Raw genomic sequence first — 19,588 nt, forward strand, 5'->3', positions numbered from 1 at the left:
TTACCCTCAAAAAACTAAGCCAACTCATCTTCATTAACCACTAATAAAATCATATTTTTAAGGTTTAATGCTCAGAGATATCAGGATTTAGGCGTTGTCGGCTCATCGCCAAACCACAACGCTAACTTAGCCGCAGCCAGTGATTTAACCTCATCATCAATATAAAGCGTTACCATAGTCAACGCCGCCGCTAACGCCCCTAAATCATCAGTAAAACCGACTAACGGCGTTAAATCGGGAATCGCATCTAAAGGCGAGATAAAATACGCCAAGGCCCCAAAAATTACCGACTTGGCCCACGTAGGTGTATTAGGCTTTTGTGCAGCATAGTAAAGCCACAAAGCACGCTCAACCACCTCACGCCCAGCCTGGCGACCAAACATTTTGATTTTGTTCCAAAAACCAGTTTCAGTAAATGCTTCCTCGGCCATAAACCTCTCCCCCCCTCTGATAAAATGTGCCATTTAAACGTAACCTGAATACTGCTATCCACATTACCTTTCCAAACTAGCAAACCCCGAGTATTACGAATAACTAATCACACTTTTGTTCAAGAATAAAGCAAACATTCAATCTCATATCACATTTTCATATTGACTGTTATTTAGCCCGATTAACCTTCTACGACACACTAATAGATAACACAAGTACAAACATCACAAATATTTACATCGATATATCTTTCAACTTTATATTTGACCCTATTCACACATTCACTCATAAAACCCAGAAAAATTAAATTTCATCATCAGAAATAAGATTATTTCAATCGCTTAAAAACAGGATGAAACTCATAAATAACAGAATTAACCAGAACATAATGCCACATTAATCTTGGCAACAAGCCTACAAAGAACTCATAGTAATAAGTAAATATTGCAAAGAGTTTACTAAACATGAAAATAGATAATCTGAATTATCTTCAGCTTAGAGTGTTACTTTCCGTCTATAAACATGGTCAAGGTAATATCGCGGCTACAGAGCTTGGTCTATCAAACTGTAACGTCACGCGTACATTAAATGCACTACGCGATATATTCATGGACTCACTATTCATTCGTAAATCACATGGATTAATTCCAACTAAAAAGTTAGAAGAGCTCATTCCGCACGCTAAGTATCTTGTTGAACAATATCAACTACTCGAACGTCAACATTCTGTTTTTACTCCTAGTGAGTCAGGCGGTCATTTTGTAATACGCGCCTACGATGAATTCGTTTATGCCGTACATAAAGTAATCGCTAATTATATTCAACCAGAAGCACCCAATCTTAGATTTGATGTTCGTAGTTTAAGTCATGACTGCAACAATGAACTTATTACAGGTGATATTGATTTTGTTGTTGTGTACGAAGGCTTCGATGATAGTCGCCTCAATAATGAAATATTTTCAGAAACCGGAGATATATACATCTTAGCCAATCATAACCACCCCATTCTTGAGGGTGAAATGTCATTGGAACAACTATCAAACTATCCACTGTTAGAGATTGATAACTATAACGATCTCAGTTGTCCGCTATTGGTTAATCTTTGTCGTGACAATGGATTACAAATGGATGTGGCGGGTTATACCGACAGTGTAGCAACCGCCATGCAAATGCTCGCTCAATCTAACAGCATCACGTTAAGTTGTAATCAATTTACTCGTCAATTTGTCGACATGATTCCCTCGGTTAATTATCGAAGATTAACAGATGAAATGATTAACGATATTAAAGAAATCCGCAGTGAACAAAGAGCAGTTGGAAATTACATTCTCTATGGAAATATAAATAACTCACCAGCATTCAACTGGGTTAAATCAAAACTCGTTTATGGATTAGAGAGAGAATGGCGATTAGCCTCAGCTAATTAAGAGATAAGTCACACGTCAATAAAGAGGTAGTTAATGGAGTTCACACTTTTTTGCATCACGGCATTTGCCGCTTATCTGGTGTTAAAAAAACCAGAAAAAGAGTCGCTCGCAGACAAATTATTATTTGGTTGCATTGGGTTAAGTTTCTTCATTTGGATAATGATGTCTTGGGGCATTTTACTTCCTATCGGCAATTACTAAAGGGCTACCATGAAAGAGCATTTATTTAACAAGCTAGCTTCATTTGCTTCTATTATTATCATGGCATTACCCGTTGGTATTGCTTGTTTTATTTTCGGATTTATTTATTTAGATAACCCTTGTGCTTTCTGCTGGCAAGAACGTACAGCCATGATCTTAGTGGCGCTAACTGCCCTCTATATCGTTCGCTTTGGCCTAAAACCTAAATATATCGCCGCGTTAGTTTGGCTTGGAATATATGGTGCCTTTATGGCCTCAGTTCATACCTCGATCAATTTAGGCAGTGATATTGGCCAAGGTTTTTCACTGAAAATCATGGGCGCTCATACCTATACTTGGGCGTTATTCGTGTTTGTCGTCGTGCTTATTGTGGTGGCATTACTCATGCTCACACTTGGCAATAAGTTCCCGAATAACGGCTACGGCAAGCAACCACTCGATACGCTTCCTAAGGTTGCCTGTGGGATATTCCTAGTCGTGATCAGTGGCAATATTGTCCAAGCCTTTACGCAAACGGGCCCCCTTCCCTTCGTAGGTCAAGATAGCCCTGGCCGAGTCTCTTTTAATCCTCAATACATGAGTTGGGAACTCGACCACTGGCCAACTTATGCACCTAATGCTCGCGGTGCTTACGCCATTGATAATCCTGATATTGAGACTTGGCAACCAACAGAACCGCTATTTGCTAAGGCTCCTAGAGCGAAATTAGTCGCTGAACAAGTGCTGCCATCGGAGATAAGTGGACGAGTGACTGCCATTGACTATCAGGCCGATGCGGGAGTTTATGCTCTGACGACAACAGATAATTGGGTCTATATCCTTGATAAGAAAATGCAAATTCTCAGTAAAGCGCAGATTGACGGCATGTATATGCTGCATATTGAAACGCTTCATGGGGTTGCCTTTACTTCCGCCAACAGCTTGCTGGTGATGGGCTTCAATAAAGCTTGGGCGGAATTAACGCTCGATCCAACACAAAACTGGGAAATGAACTATCGCCGCTTCAACCAAAGTAGCGATGGCATAGGTGAAACCGCTCGCGGCCAGTTCAGCACGGTACGCGCTAAAACCAGCTACAGCTTGGCATTGGGTTACAGCAGCACACTCGCACAATTTGTCACGGTTACGACCCGCGATGCACTCAACGAACACTTAGTGTTATCACGCTTTGACCGCACAGATATGACGCTCTCTGCCGAATCAAATTTACAAGGACTCCCTGCACTACCTCAAGTAACAGGCATCAGCGTTCAAGGCGAGCAAGCTTGGATCCTCAACAATGACGGCAGCGAGGTACTTAAGCTCAATCTGCTTACTGGCGAAGTAACACCTATGGCCAAACTGGCTGGCACGAACAATCCGCAAGGACTGTTAGTACAGGATGGCAAACTGTTGACCATCAGCCTGATCAATGGGCAAAACCAACTGCAAACCTATGTGATGTAAGTAATTTCGCCCTGAGATTCTCTCGGGGCATGCCGGTTCCCCGGCGATATAAAAGGCACAAAGCCAATAATCAAAACGAACCTAAGGTTCAAATCATGGTGGGTGATGACGATGAAAATCGATAGACGCACGTTTTTACAAGGAGCTGCAGCAAGCGCTGTGCTGTCCTCCCTGTCAGGCTTAACCCCCGGCATAGCACATGCCAAGCAACAAGGCGCCAATACAGGTCTATTGGCAAAACGAAATGGAGATGTTGTTTATCATAGTTGTTTACGCAACTGTGCAGCCCGATGTTTACTTAAGTTTAGAGTGCAAGATGGTCGCATGACCTATGTATCCGGGGCAGAAGAACAAGCTAAAACAGGTTTAGCTCCCTGCTTGAAAGGTCAAAGCTACGTTCAGTATACCTATGCCGCCGACCGGATCTTACATCCAATGGAGCGTGTTGGTAACAAAGGCGAAGGTAAATGGCGCCGTATTAGTTGGGATGAAGCCTATAGTAAAATATCTAGTCGTTTCAAGCAGATCATTGCAGAGCACGGTTCAGAGGCCATTCTTCCCTATAGCTATTCTGGTAATTATGGCGCCATTGGTATGTCCGCTTCCGGTGAGCGTTTCTGGAACCGTATCGGCTCCTCTATTCTTGAACGTAAAGTCTGTACCTATGCCGCCTATGATGGGCTCGAATCCTTGTATGGCACCTTCCTCGGCCCAGATCCTGAGGATATCTTACTCAGCGATGTGTACCTCACCTGGGGACATGATGAAGTTGTTTCTAACACTATTGCTATCAAACTCATTAACCAAGCCCGTGACCGCGGCACCAAGCTGTTAGCCGTCAATCCACAGCGAACCCCTTTATGTTCACAGGCAGATATTTACCTACAACCTCGCCCCAGCACAGATGTGCAACTCTGCGCGGGCATAATGAAATATCTTGTAGAGAAAGATCTTGTCGAACATAAGTTTATCGCAGAGCAAACCATTGGCTACGACGCCTTATTGCAACGCTTGAACGAGATCAGTTACGACGAAATAGAGAAGATCACAGGGGTTCCTCGGGCAAAAATGTTTGAATTTGCCAAGGTGCTAGGCGAAAACGAAAAAACCATGTTGCGTATGGGCTATGGTTTCCAACGTAACTTTAACGGTGCCCGCATGTCCCGCGCTGTGGCTATGTTGCTCGCCGTTACAGGGAACTTTGGTAAGCGTGGTAACGGGTTAATCTACGATAACGTTCATGCAGGTGGCGGACTGAATCAGTATCAAGCGAGCGGTAAATATATGCGCTCCAATCCTGATGCGCAGCGGATTAATATGACTGAGCTTGCCAAGGCGCTTCATCCTACACATCCCACCAGCCATGACAAACCGAGTAAACCGATTCACGGCATGATTATCTATAACGGTAACCCTGTCGTTGTGGCACCGGATACCAATGCCGTTATCGAAGGGATGAAACGGGAAGATCTGTTTGTGGTCGGCCATGACATGGTCATGACGGACTCACTGCAATACTGCGATATTATCCTGCCTGCGGCCAGCCAATTTGAAACCGATGATATCGTCGGCGACTACCATGGCTACTATGTGCAGGTCTGTCAGAAAGTCATTGAACCGCTGGGAGAATCTAAATGCAACTGGACCTTCTTCCGTGAATTAGGCCAAGCCATGGGATTTGAAGACCCCGCCTTCAAAGCCAGTAATGATGACATCATTCGCGAGCTGTTAACGAACGATTCGCCTTACTATAAAGGCGTCAGTTACGAGCGGTTGATGAAGGAAAAATACATCAAGTTAGACATTCCCCAGCCTGTACTCGCCGATGGTAAATACGATACGCCAAGTGGCAAGATTGAATTTAGTTCTCAGCTCATGGCCGATGCAGGTTTTCACCCTGTACTCGATTGGGGTTTACCCGAAGATGAGATGGAAGCCAAAGAAAAAGCACTTCCCTTCCGCCTACTCTCATCAGGTGTTCCACAGCGGGTCAATAGCTCCTTCTACAATGTAAAATACATTCGTGCCATTCCCGCCTACTACGTAAAAATCAATCCTGAAGATGCAAAAACCTACGGCATCAAAAACAACGACAGAGTTCAACTCAGTAATCACCGCGGTGAGGCCAAGTTTGTCGCCATGATAACCAGTGGCGTACCTCAAGGGACCTTGATGAGCCCTAAATGTAATTGGCTCAGACTCAATCCTAACGGCACTGAGGGTTGCACTAACTCATTGACGACAGACAGATTGACCGACATGGGTGGTTGCTCTGCCTACCATTCAACCCGCGTGTCTTTGGCTAAAGCCTGATGGAGAACCCCATGGAAAATAAACATCAACTCGGATTCGTCTTCAGACAAGAAAACTGTGTTGGCTGCCAAGCCTGCACCATTGCCTGCCAAATCCACAATGAACTCCCAGAAGACGTACGCTTTCGTAAAGTTGACAGATACGAAGTGCCGCGCGATGACGGTGCAATAGACGTATGGCTAAGCCACTCCTGTATGCACTGTGGTAATCCAGCCTGCTTAATTGCTTGCCCTGCCCAAGCATATACCGTACGTAGTGACGGGCTCGTCGTACTCAACCGCGACAAGTGCACAGGTTGTGGCCTGTGTGTCAGCGCCTGCCCTTACGATGCCGTCGTCATGCTTAAAACTGATGGTAAAGCCGCTAAATGCAATATGTGCATTGAACTGATCGACCAAGGTCTTAAGCCAGCGTGCGTCGATGGCTGCCCCGTAAAATGTCTCGATACCGACCGTATCAATCAGCTACTCGCTCAAAAACCTTCAGTCTCTAAGCAAGGGATTGGTTACGGTAACTGCGTCACCAAACCTAACATGGTCATTGTTAAGGAGCGGCTATGACATCAACGGATTTTGGTCCAGTAGCGGCAGGTTATCAGGCGTTCAAGGGAATGTTGTTTACTCCTTCCTCTCCCGAAACCTTGCAACTGCTGATCACTTGGTTAGAGCATAACCAGCAATATCCCATGCTGTTGCAGGAGGCTCGTAAATGGTTGACTGAGCCGATAGAGCTCGAATGTGACTATAACCGCATGTGTATCGGACCGACACGCTTGTTAGTTCCCCCTTACGAGTCTGTGTATCGCGATGGGGGAAGGCAACTCAACACCGACAACACTAGCGCTGTGGCGACGTTTTACCAAAAACTGGGCTTAGTTATAGATAACAAACTCAATGAACCTGCTGATTATATTGGCAATGAAATGGAGTTTCTCTTCTGTGCCGAAGCCCTACGTCACCACCATAGCAATACCAACCCTACAGTAGCCAATGAGTTGAACCAGATGGCGCAGTGTTTTTTACAACAACATCTCGGTACTTGGTTTGAATATTTCACAGACGGAATGTCACGCCATGCTCAGCTCAAGTTTTGGGACTGCTATGCCAAGGCGCTAGCCGACTTTTTGGCGAACAGATTAAATATTGCAGGGGCCCATGCCCCATCTGAAAAGCCTCGACTCGATGCTTAAGGATATAATATGAAAAGATTAATCACTGTTATCACTAGTCTTACTGCTGGCATTTACAGCTTACCGCTACTGGCGAGCGAAACGTTAATGCCCCAACCTCAACAATGGCAACCTATACAGGAAATCGCCGTTCAAGGGGATATTCCTGAACTTCGTGGAATGCCACTACAGCCTGAGTTTCCTGCGCCCTTGGCCCAAGTCAATCAAGGCTATCTCGAAACGCTCGCTCCTGCGACTTGGTGGGCCGATCTACTGACCTACAGTTTCTTTGGGATGTTTTTCGTCTTAGCCCTGTTTGTTTTAATCAATGGCAAGGCAAAACTGACTCAAGGTTTCTCTGGCCATAAAGTCAACCGCTGGAGTGGAATGGATATATTGTTCCACTGGATAGGCGCAATTGCTTGCCTACTGCTGATCGGCACCGGACTAGCGATGATCGCAGGCCGTTTTTGGTTAGAACCGAATATGGGAGCAGAACGTTGGATCGGTTTTATCGGTAGCTCTGTAGCCATTCATAACCTTATGGCCTTTCCCTTTATATTAGGTTGGTTAGTAATGGTGGTGAAATGGGCCAACAAACAACTCCCTGAAGCCTGCGACTTAGGTTGGTTTAAGGCGCTCGGCGGCTACCTCAACTTCGGCTCGTTCAAAGGTAAGCACCCTGATGCAGGCTTTGCTAACGCAGGCGAAAAACTCTGGTTCTGGTGTTTTGCCCTGTTTGGCGCTCTGATGATTGGCTCCGGTGTGGTCTTGATGTTCCCAAGCTTGGTCGCAACCAAAGATGGCGCCAATCTCGCCTTAATCCTGCATCTCGTGAGCGCTTTCGTGCTAGGGGCATTTACCGTCGTACATATCTATATGGCGACAGTGATTTCTGAAGGCGGTATGGAATGCATGCTCACGGGACAATGCGATGAGAACTGGGCTAAGCAACACCACAATCTCTGGTTCCAGAAGTTACCTAAAAGCAAGTAAAAGCTGACGACTCGGGGTCACTGCAACTCCAAGTGAGTCAATAACGCCAGTATCCCCCCATTCGGGGGGAATCACCCACACCCATGTCCGCGATCTTTAAGGTCAGGGCTAGTTGCATCTTAAAAAACCGTTACACCCTAAAATAAGGGGAAATTATGAATAAAACCTCACTACTGCTACTCGGTCTCACGCTGCCTTTTGCCACTATGGCCGCAGAAAATCGTGATTGGGAGCAACTCGATCGCCGCCTACAACACTTAGAACAGCAACAAACAACTCAACTGCAAAATACCGAACTTAGCCTCTACGGCTCACTGAGACCGACGCTAGTCTACAGCGATAGTCGTTTGAGCGACGATTGGGATGTTGGAGATGCGCTCTCACGTATAGGGATTAAAGGTAAAACTGAATTCGCTCCCGGCTGGGCACTGCTGGCACAAGGGGAATGGAAAATAAACCTGAACGGTGATGGTAGCTTTGGTGATGCACGCTTAGCTTTTGCGGGCGTAAGCTCTCCTTGGGGACAATTCACTCTCGGCCGTCAACGCCCCGTACAATATAGCCTAGTCGCCGAATATACTGACATCTTCAATAATGCCAACTCACCTTTCGCCTACAATCAGGAGAGTCCTTTCTTTACGGATAATCTCGCGCTCTATCAAACAAAAATCGGCTATTTTACCCTTATGGGTTCCGCGCAATTTAAGAGCGAAGAGGCCAACAGTGGTGCCGATATGCTGAACGCAGGGCTTGGCTTCGACTGGCAGCAGTTGCACCTAGGCCTAAGTTACCTAGAGCAGGATACTTTCGAGTCCAATCTTAATACTGGCAAAGAAAATACTACTGGCTTTGCAATGGCTTATAGCTTTACCAATGGTGTCTATCTTGCCGTTGCCTATCAATATAAGGACTACCAACTCAATCAAGGCGAAGACCGAGAGGGCTATAGCCTCGATAGTGCACTCGCCCTTCCACTCGGCCAGGACTATAAGCTTAAGCTGGGTTACTTCCGATTCGACGATGGGATAAACGACTCAAGCAGTCTTAACTATCAAGGCGTTAATACCACAATAGAGTGGAATCCCAGCGCCAATGTGCGCCTACATGCAGAATACTTATATCAAGACAATGACAACCGAGATACAGATAACAGTATCGCTATCGGGGTTCGCTACGACTTCGATTTAAACTGGAAAGGTTAACCCAAACCCAGCCAAGGATGGCACTCCACTCAACTGCGCAGATTGTTCATAAGGTGCGGCGATACGCGGCGGGTGTTAGGCCGAAGGTTTGTTTAAAGCGTGCCGAAAATTTTTCTGCTGACAAGTACCCGCAAGACAATGCGACTTGTAAAACTGAATCGCTAGAGTTTTGCAATAGTGCTAAACCCTGGCACAAGCGCACTTCGGCAAGTAATTGCCTAAAGCTAGTGTCTTCCTGCGCCAGTTTACGTCTTAAACTGGCACTGCTCATATGCAACTTGTCGGCGATTTCCTCTTGCTGCCACGGGGCCGAAGGATGTTGACTCAGTATTGCCAATACGGCTTGGGTGACACTCGATTGCTTATGCCCATAAAGCCAATTCACACTACTTTGCTGCGGCAAACTTAACAATAATGCGGCTAAATAATGCATCTGCACCGATGTGGGCAGCGCCAAGGTCAGGCTATGCAGTAACGCATTCCAGGCAAAATCGACCGAGCGTGAGATCGTTTGTGTAGGCTTTGGCATCATCCTATCGGTTGCCGCCAGCGTAACGCCTGAGGGCAACTCATAGGGCAAGACGAGTTGCACCGCTCGGTAACGTCCGCTCATCGGCCGATTGACGAAACTGATATGGCTTCCGGCGGGTAACAATAATAGCTGTTCCGCATTCACGGCGAGGGTATCATCTTGCCAAAGCAACGACTTTTCCCCTTGGATCACTCTAATAATCGAGGGCTGATGCACAGGCACCCGTGAGAGTGACTGCGCCTGTTTCGAGTCGTATTCAAACATGCGGATCATACATCAGCCCTGTAATATCAGCGGTGATACACTGCGGTCAGCTTAGCGTGCCCTAAAGCTTGTGCATTGAGCATAAAGCCTAACAGCGCGGGTGAGGCATCCTTAGGTAACTCTAATGGCGACGGTAGCGCCCACACTGTAAATTCATATCGGTGCATGCCGTGCCCCTGTGGTGGACAGGCGCCACCAAAGTCGGTGGTGCCAAAATCGTTCTTTAGCGCAATCGCCCCTTTAGGTAATGCATTGGCTTTAGAACCCGCACCTTGCGCTAATTGCTGTTGATCGCCACCAATATTATAAACTGCCCAATGCCACCAGCCGCTGCCCGTCGGTGCATCGGGATCATACGCCGTCACCGCATAGGCTTTCGTGCCTTCAGGGGCATCGCGCCAAGCAAGTTGGGGCGAAATATTTGCGCCTGTACAGCCAAACCCATTAAAAACAAATTGATTAGATAATTGCTGACCTTCACTAATATCTTTGCTCGATAAGGTCATGGCCTGCACCGACCCTAATACTGCGGTAAATAATCCAATTCCGACTATCCACTTATGTAAATGCTTCATCACAATCTCCAATTGATACGTAACACCGCTAATTTACGTCAGTCTTAAGTGGCAAACCTGCCTCAAAACGCCAATTTTCTTCCCTAAATGCTCAAAATTGAGAAAAAGTGTCGACTTTTTGTCATATTTAAGCACTCAAGTGATTTTGTAAAGACTTAATCTGCATTTTTATGCAGGGATGGCGTACTCTATAAATTACCAAGCAAATTAATACTGTAGTTTGCGCGTAATTAGATATTTATTATTTATAAATTTATGCATTTTTAATTTTAAAAATAAACTGACAATATTTACTTTCGTTATTTAGATAATGATACTTAAGGATGATTGACTGTAATTACACAGATAAAACTTATTGCAATAAATAATTACAGTTAATTAAAAATAAGACACCGATCATATTTTTATTGGCAACACCTAGATAAACTCCATGCCGTAATAAAACGAATTAATAATTTTCTCGAATTTCATAATGGAGTTGTATATGAAGAGGAAATCTAAAATCATGGCACATATCCGACGTACTAGACATATCATGATGCCTAGCCAACGTGATTACTTCGACCATTCATTTATCTTCCTTCGCTAATCTTCGCGTAGGTAGTAGACCAATTAACAGGTCTAAAGTGGTATTGCCCTCGTAAGCGCATACACTTATCGTACTGTTTTTTTTCAGGTTTATTATCTCGCACCTAAATCAAAGCATTCTTTTGCTCGTGCAGTAACGCTGCGGCTAAGTCATTCATTTTGAATAAATCTATCTATTTATTCTTGGACGACTTATAGCTTCATCATATCTGCACACGGAATAGCCATATCTAATTTAATACCATTAATATTTTTAATTAGGTATAGGCCAAGTTGTATCCAAAACTTTTTAAAGTAAAAGGGAAATTAACGATGAAATCATTAAAAGTTGCCGCCAGCTTATCTGTTAGATCATGTTTTGAAATAGACAGAGAAGTTGTCAATGTATTAACCACAGATTTTTGCGATGTGGGCGCGGCTGTAGTTTCTGTTGATGATGTTAAAAATGGTATTGTTGAAAAAATTAAAAATACCGGATTAAAACTGCCTATTTTCGTATCCGTTTGCTGTGAAGAAACCTTCCCAGATGATATTTGCTCCTCGATTACCGGGGTATTTGAACTCTGCGGTAACAATACCGATTTCTATGGAAAACAGGTCGAAACCGCCGTCCAAAAATATGAGCAAGCCCTACTACCACCTTTCTTTGGCACACTGAAAAAATACGTGGAAATGGGTAACTCTACCTTTGCTTGCCCAGGACATCAGGGTGGTCAATTTTTCCGTAAACATCCTGTGGGTCGTCAATTTTTCGATTTCTTTGGCGAAACCATTTTCCGCTCAGATATGTGTAATGCCGACGTTAAACTCGGCGATCTGTTAATCCACGAAGGTGCGCCGCTGGATGCACAAAAATACGCGGCGAAGGTATTTAACGCCGATAAAACCTACTTTGTGCTTAACGGCACTTCTTCTTCAAACAAAGTGGCGACCAACGCACTGCTGGCGAAGGGTGACTTGGTATTATTCGACCGTAACAACCATAAATCCAACCACCATGGCGCGTTAATTCAAGCGGGCGCAACACCGATTTATTTGGAAACCGCCCGTAACCCCTTCGGTTTTATTGGCGGTATCGACGCCCACTGTTTCCAAGAGTCTTATTTAAGGGAGCAGATCCGCGCCGTTGCGCCTGAGCGTGCCGATGAACAACGTCCATTCCGTTTAGCCATTATCCAGCTGGGCACCTACGATGGCACTATCTACAACGCTCGCCAAGTGGTTGATCGTATAGGTCATCTATGTGATTACATCCTGTTTGACTCGGCTTGGGTTGGCTATGAACAGTTTATTCCTATGATGAACGACTGCTCGCCACTGCTGCTGGAACTGACACCTGACGATCCCGGTATTATCGTGACTCAGTCAGTACATAAACAGCAAGCAGGTTTCTCACAAACCTCGCAAATTCACAAAAAAGATAAACATATCAAAGGCCAAGCCAGATATTGCAACCATAAACGTTTCAACAACGCCTTTATGATGCATGCCTCTACCAGCCCCTTCTACCCGCTGTTTGCGGCATTGGATGTGAACGCTAAGATGCACGAAGGCGCCAGCGGCCGTTATCTGTGGCGTGAAGCGGTAAAAGCCGGTATCGAAGCGCGCAAGTTACTGCTGAAAAAATGTAAATATATCAAGCCATTTATCCCAAGTATGATCGAGGGGCGCCCATGGCAGGATTATCAAACTGAACTAATGGCCGATGATTTACGTTTCTTTGAGTTTGAACCCGGACAAAAATGGCACTCCTTCGAGGGCTATGAAAAAGGCCAATATTTCGTTGATCCTTGTAAATTCCTATTAACTACGCCAGGTATTGATGCCGAAACCGGTAAATATACTGAGTTTGGTATTCCCGCGACGATTTTGGCTAACTTCTTACGTGAAAATAATATTATTCCCGAGAAGTGCGACTTAAATTCGATTTTATTCTTGATGACACCTGCAGAAGATATGGCAAAAATGCAGCACTTAGTGTCGCAAATATCTCGCTTCGAGAAATTAGTCGATGAAGATGCGCCATTATCGGAAGTATTGCCAAACGTCTATAACGCCAATAAAGCTCGTTATAAAGACTATACCATTCGTCAACTCTGCCAAGAAATGCACAACCTTTATGTCAGCCATGACGTAAAACAATTGCAAAAAGAAATGTTCCGCCATGCTCACTTCCCAACAAAAGTAATGGACCCACAGGAAGCTAACCTCGAGTTTATTCGCGGCAATGTTGAATTAGTGCCACTGTCACAAATCGAAGGGCGAATTGCCGCAGAAGGCGCCCTGCCATATCCACCAGGGGTATTATGTATGGTGCCAGGTGAAATATGGGGTGGCGCAGTACAACGTTATTTCCTAGCCCTTGAAGAAGGCATCAATTTATTACCCGGATTCTCTCCAGAATTACAAGGTGTTTACCTCGAAAGCACCCCAGACGGAAAAATCCAAGCCCTAGGTTATGTATTAAATAAATAATTGAATCTGACTGTAGAGTTAATTAACCCCGCTCTACAGTCAATTTCAACCTTCTATAATGAATTATATTATTAGGTCATTATTATGAGTAAATCAGAAAATAAAATTGGCGTTGTCCAATTAACGATTATCACCATAGTTAATATGATGGGCTCTGGGATTATCATGCTGCCCACCCAATTAGCCCAAGTCGGTACTATCTCTGTGCTTTCTTGGCTTGTGACCGCCGCAGGCTCAACCGCGCTGGCCTTTGCGTTTGCAAAATGCGGGATGTTCAGTAAAAAAACTGGTGGTATGGGCGGTTATGCCGAATATGCCTTTGGCCGCAGCGGTAACTTTATGGCGAACTACACCTATGCGGTTTCGCTACTTATCGCTAACGTCGCCATCGCTATCTCCGCCGTGGGTTATGCCGCGGTGCTACTCGAAGTGAACTTAAGCCCAATGGCTATCTGTCTTGCCACCATTGGCGTGCTTTGGTTAGCCACAGTCGCAAACTTTGGTGGTGCTCGCATTACGGGCCGCGTGAGCAGCGTGACCGTATGGGGGATTATTCTGCCAGTGATTGGCGTGTCGTTAGTCGGTTGGTTCTGGTTCGACATCGACCTCTATAAAGGCGCATGGAACCCACATGATATGCCGTTCTTCAAAGCCTTAGGCGGTTCTATCGCGATGACCTTATGGGCATTCCTTGGCTTAGAATCGGCTTGTGCTAACTCAGAGGCCGTTGATAACCCAGAGAAAAACGTTCCTATCGCCGTAATGGGCGGAACCTTAGGAGCGGCGCTTATCTATATCGTTTCCACCAACGTGATAGCTGGGATTGTGCCTAACGCCGAACTTGCTAATTCAAACGCACCTTTTGGTTTAGCCTTCGCGCAAATGTTTAACCCTGTTGTGGGTAAAATCGTCATGGCCTGCGCCATTATCTCCTGTACAGGTTCATTGCTCGGTTGGCAGTTCACTATCGCGCAAGTGTTTAAAGCCTCTGCCGATGAAGGTTTCTTCCCTAAAGTGTTCGCTAAAGTCAGCAAAGCAGATGCGCCAATTTGGGGGATGACCATCATCGTTTCGATTCAAACCCTGCTGTCTTTGATGACTATCAGTCCATCACTGAGCAAACAGTTTGAAGCGCTCGTTAACCTTGCGGTGGTAACTAACATTGTGCCTTATATCCTGTCGATGGCAGCGCTAGGTGTGATGCAAAAACAACTCAAGGTGCCAGCGAACAAAGCCCGTGTCGCCAACGTGATTGCGATTATCGGTGCTCTGTATAGCTTTTACGCCCTCTATAGCTCTGGTGAAACTGCTGTGATGTTAGGTGCTATCGCGACCTTCTTCGGTTGGACCATCTACGGGGTGATTTCAAATAAAACCCCAAGCGTTGGGATCAAAGCGGCGTGAGCACAATGCACCTGCGAGTCTAATCCCTTAATAAATAAGAAACTTAACAGCAATCCGTCTTTAGGGACCTTAAGCCACTGCGCCTAAGGTCCCCAGACAAAACTTGCCTAATTTCGGTGGAATGATGAATAAAACCTGCATAGCGTTAATGCTACCTATGCTGTTGGTGGCCACCAGCAGCCAAGCGATTGAACTCTATAACGATCAAAAAAATTCATTAGATTTAAGCGGTTGGTTAGGCTTCGCGGCACTCAACGACAGCCACGATACCTCAGTAATCGATGACTCCTCCCGAGTACGATTTAGCTTTGAACGCAGCGAGAGAAATGGCTGGACCGCCTTTGCCACCACGGAATGGGGCATCAACATGGTGTCTAGCGATGACAGTTTAGTGATGCAAGGTGGCAAATTGGCCGCCGAAAAAACCGAAGACTTCCTCTACAACCGCTTAGGCTATGTCGGTATGTCACACGATGAATGGGGTAGCCTCAGCTTTGGTAAGCAATGGGGCGCTTACTACGATGTCGCAGGCACAACGGACTTACCGAACGTCTTCGCCGGATATAGTGTCGGTGCCTATGCCTTTAGCGATGGCGGTTTAACCGGAACTGGCCGTGCCGACTCCGCGTTTATCTACCGCAATAGCTTTGGCCCAGTGCAAATCGCCCTACAATACGCCGCCAAAACCAATGGTGATGTCACCTTAAAAAACGATGACGGCAGCGAAATGGCTAACTCTGAGCTTAATTTCGATAGCAGTTACGGCGCTAGCCTAACCTACTCACTCACCAACAAATTTAAACTGCTCGCCGGCGTTAACCGTGGCGACTTTGAAGGTCACCTAGGAAACACTCAAGTCGATGAAACCAACGAAATCGTCGGTATCGGCGCCATGTATGGTGATTACTATCACTACGCCGATAACCGCGAAGCCAGCGGTCTCTACGTCGGCTTTAACGCCCATCAGAGTAAGAACAATGAGCTAGTCGGCGGCGAACTCTACGACGCTACTGGCGCTGAGCTGATGACGGCCTATCAATTCGATAATGGCTTTGTGCCTATGATTGTCCTCAGCTATTTGGACTTAGATACAGATGCCAGTACGCCCATCCAAGGCAAATGGACCCGCCAATTCGCCATGCTTGGCCTGCACTACCGTTACAGTAACGACACTGTGATGTTTGCCGAAATGAAGTTAGATTTCAGCAATATGGATGATCCAGCACTCGAAGCGCAGGAAGATAATGGCTTTGCGGTAGGGATTAACTACTTCTTTTAGGAATGGAAAGTCTTCATCAGGCTCTCCCGTACATTGAGGGATAGTGGCTCACGTTCCTCATATCCGTGGGCCCATTTGAGACCGAGGTGCGGCGCACGTTCCGTCTACAAACGCTCGCCACACACTCATTGGATGGTACCGCTGGTTTACTATCATCTCTGCGCCACTCCAAATAGGTTTACTGGAGTGGCTTTTTTTCACCGTTACTTGGCGTGCTGACGGCCTGAAGAGGCTTTGTTTCCGCGACCTTGGTGGCCAGCCTTACCCTGCTCTGATTTTCCCTTAAAGCCCGACTGACCAAAAGGCGCCTTAGCTCCCGGACGGCTGGTTTTAGGCTGCTGACCTTGCGCCGCATTCGCCCCAGACTTTGGTCCCTTAGGCTTGCTTGCGCTCGGTTTGCCCTTGGCATCGCCTTTGCCTTTACGCTCATCAAACTGATTACCCGAGAAGCGTGTCAGGGCTTTTTGCCCTTGGTTGGCATCCTTCATCCATTTAGGGCCACGTTCGTTGCGCCCTTCTGGTGGAACGAGGTGATTTGGACTGTTACCAATCAAATCTTCACGTCCCATGGCAATCAAGCCTTCACGGATAATTGGCCAACCTGCTGGGTCGTGGTAACGCAGCAGCGCCTTATGCAGGCGGCGTTGGCGGCCCTTCTTCGGCACTGGCACTACTTCACTGCTGTGCTTCACGTTTTTCAACGAGTTCAACTCAGTGTGATAAATGGTCGTCGCGTTTGCCATTGGCGATGGATAGAAGTTTTGTACTTGGTCGAGCTTAAACTTACGCTCCTTCAGCCAGAGCGCGAGGTTGAGCATATCCTCGTCGGTCGTGCCCGGATGCGCCGAAATAAAATAAGGGATCAGGAACTGCTCTTTACCCGCTTCCTTAGAAAACTTATCAAACAGCTCTTTAAACTTATCATAGGCGCCCATGCCGGGTTTCATCATCTTGCTGAGCGGCCCTTCTTCGGTATGCTCAGGGGCGATTTTTAAGTAGCCGCCCACATGGTGCTGGACCAACTCTTTGACATAGGCAGGATCTTCAATCGCTAAGTCGTAACGCACGCCCGAAGCAATCAAGATTTTCTTAATGCCGGGCACAGCGCGAGCAGCGCGGTACAAGTCGATGGTATGTTTATGGTCTGTGCCTAAATGGCCGCAAATCGATGGATACACACAGGATAAACGGCGACAGGTTTTCTCCGCTTTTTCGCTGGTACAGCCGAGGCGATACATGTTGGCAGTGGGGCCGCCTAAGTCGGAAATCACCCCAGTAAAACCGGGAACCTTATCCTGAATATCTTTGATTTCTTTGATAATCGATTCTTGTGAACGGCTCTGGATAATCCGGCCTTCATGCTCGGTAATCGAGCAGAATGAACAGCCGCCAAAGCAACCGCGCATGATGTTGATCGAGGTTTTGATCATGTCATAGGCGGGGATTTTTTCCTTACCGTAGGCAGGATGCGGCACCCGTTTATAGGGTAAATCGAACACGGCATCCATTTCGTCGGTATTGAGTGGCCAAGCTGGCGGGTTCACCCACACGCCACGGTCACCGTGGGGCTGGAACAACGCCCGCGCACAACCCGGGTTTTGCTCTTGGTGCAAAATCCGCGAAGCATGGGCGTATAAGTATTTGTCTTCAGACACCTTTTCAAAGGCAGGCAGCAGCACATAGGTTTTATCCCATGGCTTAGGGCGTGGCGGCTGCACACTGATAGGCTTTGGCGCATCGTTATCGAAAATTTTAACATCCGATGGGCCAGATAAATTGGCGCAGCCCACATCGTCGGCGCCATAGGGGTTCGGGATAGGATCGATCTTATGCAGCTGATCGATCTTGCGAGAATCCATCCCACGCCACTCGGGCATAGGTTCTTTACGGATCACCGCTGTACCGCGCACATCTTGGATATCCGCAATGGCTTCACCCGCCGCTAAACGGCGTGCCACCTCAACCAGCGGGCGTTCGGCGTTGCCGTACATTAAGATATCGGCCTTAGCATCGAAAATCACGCTGCGACGGACTTTGTCCGACCAATAATCGTAGTGCGCAATACGGCGCAGACTCGCCTCGATGCCGCCAATGATCACTGGCACATCTTTAAAGGCTTCTTTACAACGTTGGGTATAAACCGTGACTGCGCGGTCGGGGCGCTTACCGCCCACATCACCGGGAGTATAGGCATCATCACTGCGAATACGGCGATCGGCGGTGTAACGGTTGATCATCGAATCCATATTGCCAGCGGTAACGCCAAAAAACAGATTCGGGCGCCCTAGCTGCATAAAGGCATCTTTGCTCGACCAATCGGGCTGAGAAATAATCCCAACGCGGTAGCCTTGGGCTTCTAACATCCGGCCAATGACCGCCATGCCAAAGCTTGGGTGATCCACATAGGCATCGCCAGTGACGATAATAATGTCACAGCTGTCCCAGCCTAATTTCTCCATCTCCTTGCGGGACATAGGTAAGAAAGGCGCTGTGCCAAAACATTCGGCCCAATACTTGGGATGGCTAAACAGTGTGGATTCAACTTGCATCGATTTTGACCCAAAAACGTAATGTCAAACAAAGGTGCAGACAAAAGCAAGCCGCACCGATTTAGGGACGCGGAGTATAGCAGGCAAACAGGGATAAGTGCGATTAAAAAAACAGCAGCCGAGGTGTTTTTCGGGGTATTTACGCCAATGCGCTTAATACCCCTAAAGTGGCTAAGGATATGGCTTAGACGGCCATTACCCTATCCCAGCAGTTACAGACTTTGGGCAAAATGCGCTAAATTGACTAGGGCTAGGCTGATAGTCACCAACCAAGTGAGCAACACGCCCCAAAAACGGCCGAAATGATAACCGCCTTTCCCCTGAGTTAAGCCAATAGCATGGAGTAAACGCGCTACAATCCATACAGTACCAAAGCAATGCAAATAGAAATGCGCTAAGCCACCCGCCTCGGCCACTAGCATTAAAATCAATACGATGGGCGCATTCTCAATTAGATTTGCGTGCACCCTGTTCGCCAGTGCTAAAGCATCGTTACCGCCGTCACCGAGACCGATTTTTTGGCTTCGTCTTAATTTCACGACTCGATACGCTAAAGCAATGATTAACAACCCAGTCAGGCTCGCGTAAAACCCTGTTACGATTAATGGCATAGCAACTCCCTTTTAATTAACATAAGCACGGTATATACCGCAAAAATTCAGCAATTTATTTGCATTAAGGTTAAAAGCCATTAACCTTTTAGTGACGAGATAGGTTAATATGCGCGCGCAATCTCT

General features: G+C 46.5%; 16 protein-coding genes. 11 read left to right on the forward strand and 5 right to left on the reverse strand.

The window, feature by feature from the left end; all coding sequences use genetic code 11:
• Nucleotides 1-80: 80 nt before the first annotated feature.
• Complete coding sequence (locus CEQ32_RS14450) at nt 81-431, reverse strand: YkvA family protein (RefSeq protein ID WP_037429250.1); 351 nt, start codon at nt 429-431, stop codon at nt 81-83.
• Between the two features lie 465 nt (nt 432-896).
• On the opposite strand from CEQ32_RS14450, the gene CEQ32_RS14455 reads away from it, so the two are divergent.
• The 7 genes from CEQ32_RS14455 to CEQ32_RS14485 all read left to right on the forward strand — a co-directional run bounded on the left by CEQ32_RS14455 (nt 897) and on the right by CEQ32_RS14485 (nt 9,185).
• Complete coding sequence (locus tag CEQ32_RS14455; protein ID WP_037429252.1) at nt 897-1,859, forward strand: LysR family transcriptional regulator; 963 nt, start codon at nt 897-899, stop codon at nt 1,857-1,859.
• A gap of 210 nt (nt 1,860-2,069) precedes the next feature.
• Nucleotides 2,070-3,506 (forward strand): disulfide bond formation protein B, encoded by a 1,437-nt coding sequence (locus CEQ32_RS14460; protein ID WP_069453795.1) that lies wholly within the window; start codon nt 2,070-2,072, stop codon nt 3,504-3,506.
• A 111-nt stretch (nt 3,507-3,617) separates the two neighbouring features.
• A complete protein-coding gene (locus tag CEQ32_RS14465; protein ID WP_088586263.1) occupies nt 3,618-5,819 on the forward strand; it encodes a molybdopterin-dependent oxidoreductase in 2,202 nt (733 codons plus the stop codon).
• 11 nt (nt 5,820-5,830) lie between these two features.
• On the forward strand, nt 5,831-6,379 hold the full coding sequence (locus tag CEQ32_RS14470; RefSeq protein ID WP_037413781.1) for a 4Fe-4S dicluster domain-containing protein: 549 nt from the start codon (nt 5,831-5,833) through the stop codon (nt 6,377-6,379).
• Nucleotides 6,376-7,008 carry a molecular chaperone gene (locus CEQ32_RS14475; protein WP_088586264.1) on the forward strand — a complete coding sequence of 211 codons (633 nt, stop codon included), beginning with the start codon at nt 6,376-6,378 and terminating at the stop codon, nt 7,006-7,008. The genes CEQ32_RS14470 and CEQ32_RS14475 overlap by 4 nt, the downstream gene beginning before the upstream one ends.
• A 9-nt stretch (nt 7,009-7,017) precedes the next feature.
• Nucleotides 7,018-7,983, forward strand: coding sequence for a formate dehydrogenase subunit gamma (locus CEQ32_RS14480; protein WP_037413783.1), 966 nt, complete (start codon nt 7,018-7,020; stop codon nt 7,981-7,983).
• A gap of 155 nt (nt 7,984-8,138) precedes the next feature.
• On the forward strand, nt 8,139-9,185 hold the full coding sequence (locus tag CEQ32_RS14485) for a porin (RefSeq protein ID WP_037431621.1): 1,047 nt from the start codon (nt 8,139-8,141) through the stop codon (nt 9,183-9,185).
• 46 nt (nt 9,186-9,231) lie between these two features.
• Here CEQ32_RS14485 and CEQ32_RS14490 read toward each other — a convergent pair whose 3' ends face one another.
• Nucleotides 9,232-9,990, reverse strand: a complete 759-nt coding sequence (locus tag CEQ32_RS14490) for a helix-turn-helix transcriptional regulator (RefSeq protein ID WP_037413785.1) — start codon at nt 9,988-9,990, stop codon at nt 9,232-9,234.
• Nucleotides 9,991-10,007: 17 nt separating this feature from the next.
• Nucleotides 10,008-10,556, reverse strand: coding sequence for a YbhB/YbcL family Raf kinase inhibitor-like protein (locus CEQ32_RS14495; protein WP_047534161.1), 549 nt, complete (start codon nt 10,554-10,556; stop codon nt 10,008-10,010).
• Nucleotides 10,557-11,091: 535 nt separating this feature from the next.
• Between CEQ32_RS14495 and CEQ32_RS23345 the strand changes: the two genes are divergently transcribed.
• The 4 genes from CEQ32_RS23345 (at nt 11,092) to CEQ32_RS14515 (ending at nt 16,302) form a co-directional block, all read left to right on the forward strand.
• A complete protein-coding gene (locus tag CEQ32_RS23345; RefSeq protein WP_367870068.1) occupies nt 11,092-11,145 on the forward strand; it encodes a hypothetical protein in 54 nt (17 codons plus the stop codon).
• 311 nt (nt 11,146-11,456) lie between these two features.
• Entirely contained in the window at nt 11,457-13,619 is a 2,163-nt protein-coding gene (speF, locus tag CEQ32_RS14505; RefSeq protein WP_088586265.1) for an ornithine decarboxylase SpeF, read from the forward strand.
• An 84-nt stretch (nt 13,620-13,703) separates the two neighbouring features.
• Entirely contained in the window at nt 13,704-15,023 is a 1,320-nt protein-coding gene (potE, locus tag CEQ32_RS14510) for a putrescine-ornithine antiporter (protein WP_037413789.1), read from the forward strand.
• A gap of 124 nt (nt 15,024-15,147) precedes the next feature.
• A complete protein-coding gene (locus CEQ32_RS14515) occupies nt 15,148-16,302 on the forward strand; it encodes a porin (protein WP_088586266.1) in 1,155 nt (384 codons plus the stop codon).
• A gap of 203 nt (nt 16,303-16,505) precedes the next feature.
• Here CEQ32_RS14515 and CEQ32_RS14520 read toward each other — a convergent pair whose 3' ends face one another.
• Nucleotides 16,506-18,851: a YgiQ family radical SAM protein gene (locus CEQ32_RS14520; RefSeq protein ID WP_088586267.1), complete on the reverse strand. Its 2,346-nt coding sequence runs from the start codon at nt 18,849-18,851 to the stop codon at nt 16,506-16,508.
• Nucleotides 18,852-19,063: 212 nt separating this feature from the next.
• Nucleotides 19,064-19,462, reverse strand: coding sequence for an MAPEG family protein (locus CEQ32_RS14525; RefSeq protein WP_088586268.1), 399 nt, complete (start codon nt 19,460-19,462; stop codon nt 19,064-19,066).
• Between the last annotated feature and the right edge of the window lie 126 nt (nt 19,463-19,588).

It is taken from the genome of Shewanella sp. FDAARGOS_354 (assembly GCF_002209245.2).
Taxonomy (GTDB): Bacteria; Pseudomonadota; Gammaproteobacteria; order Enterobacterales; family Shewanellaceae; genus Shewanella; species Shewanella xiamenensis.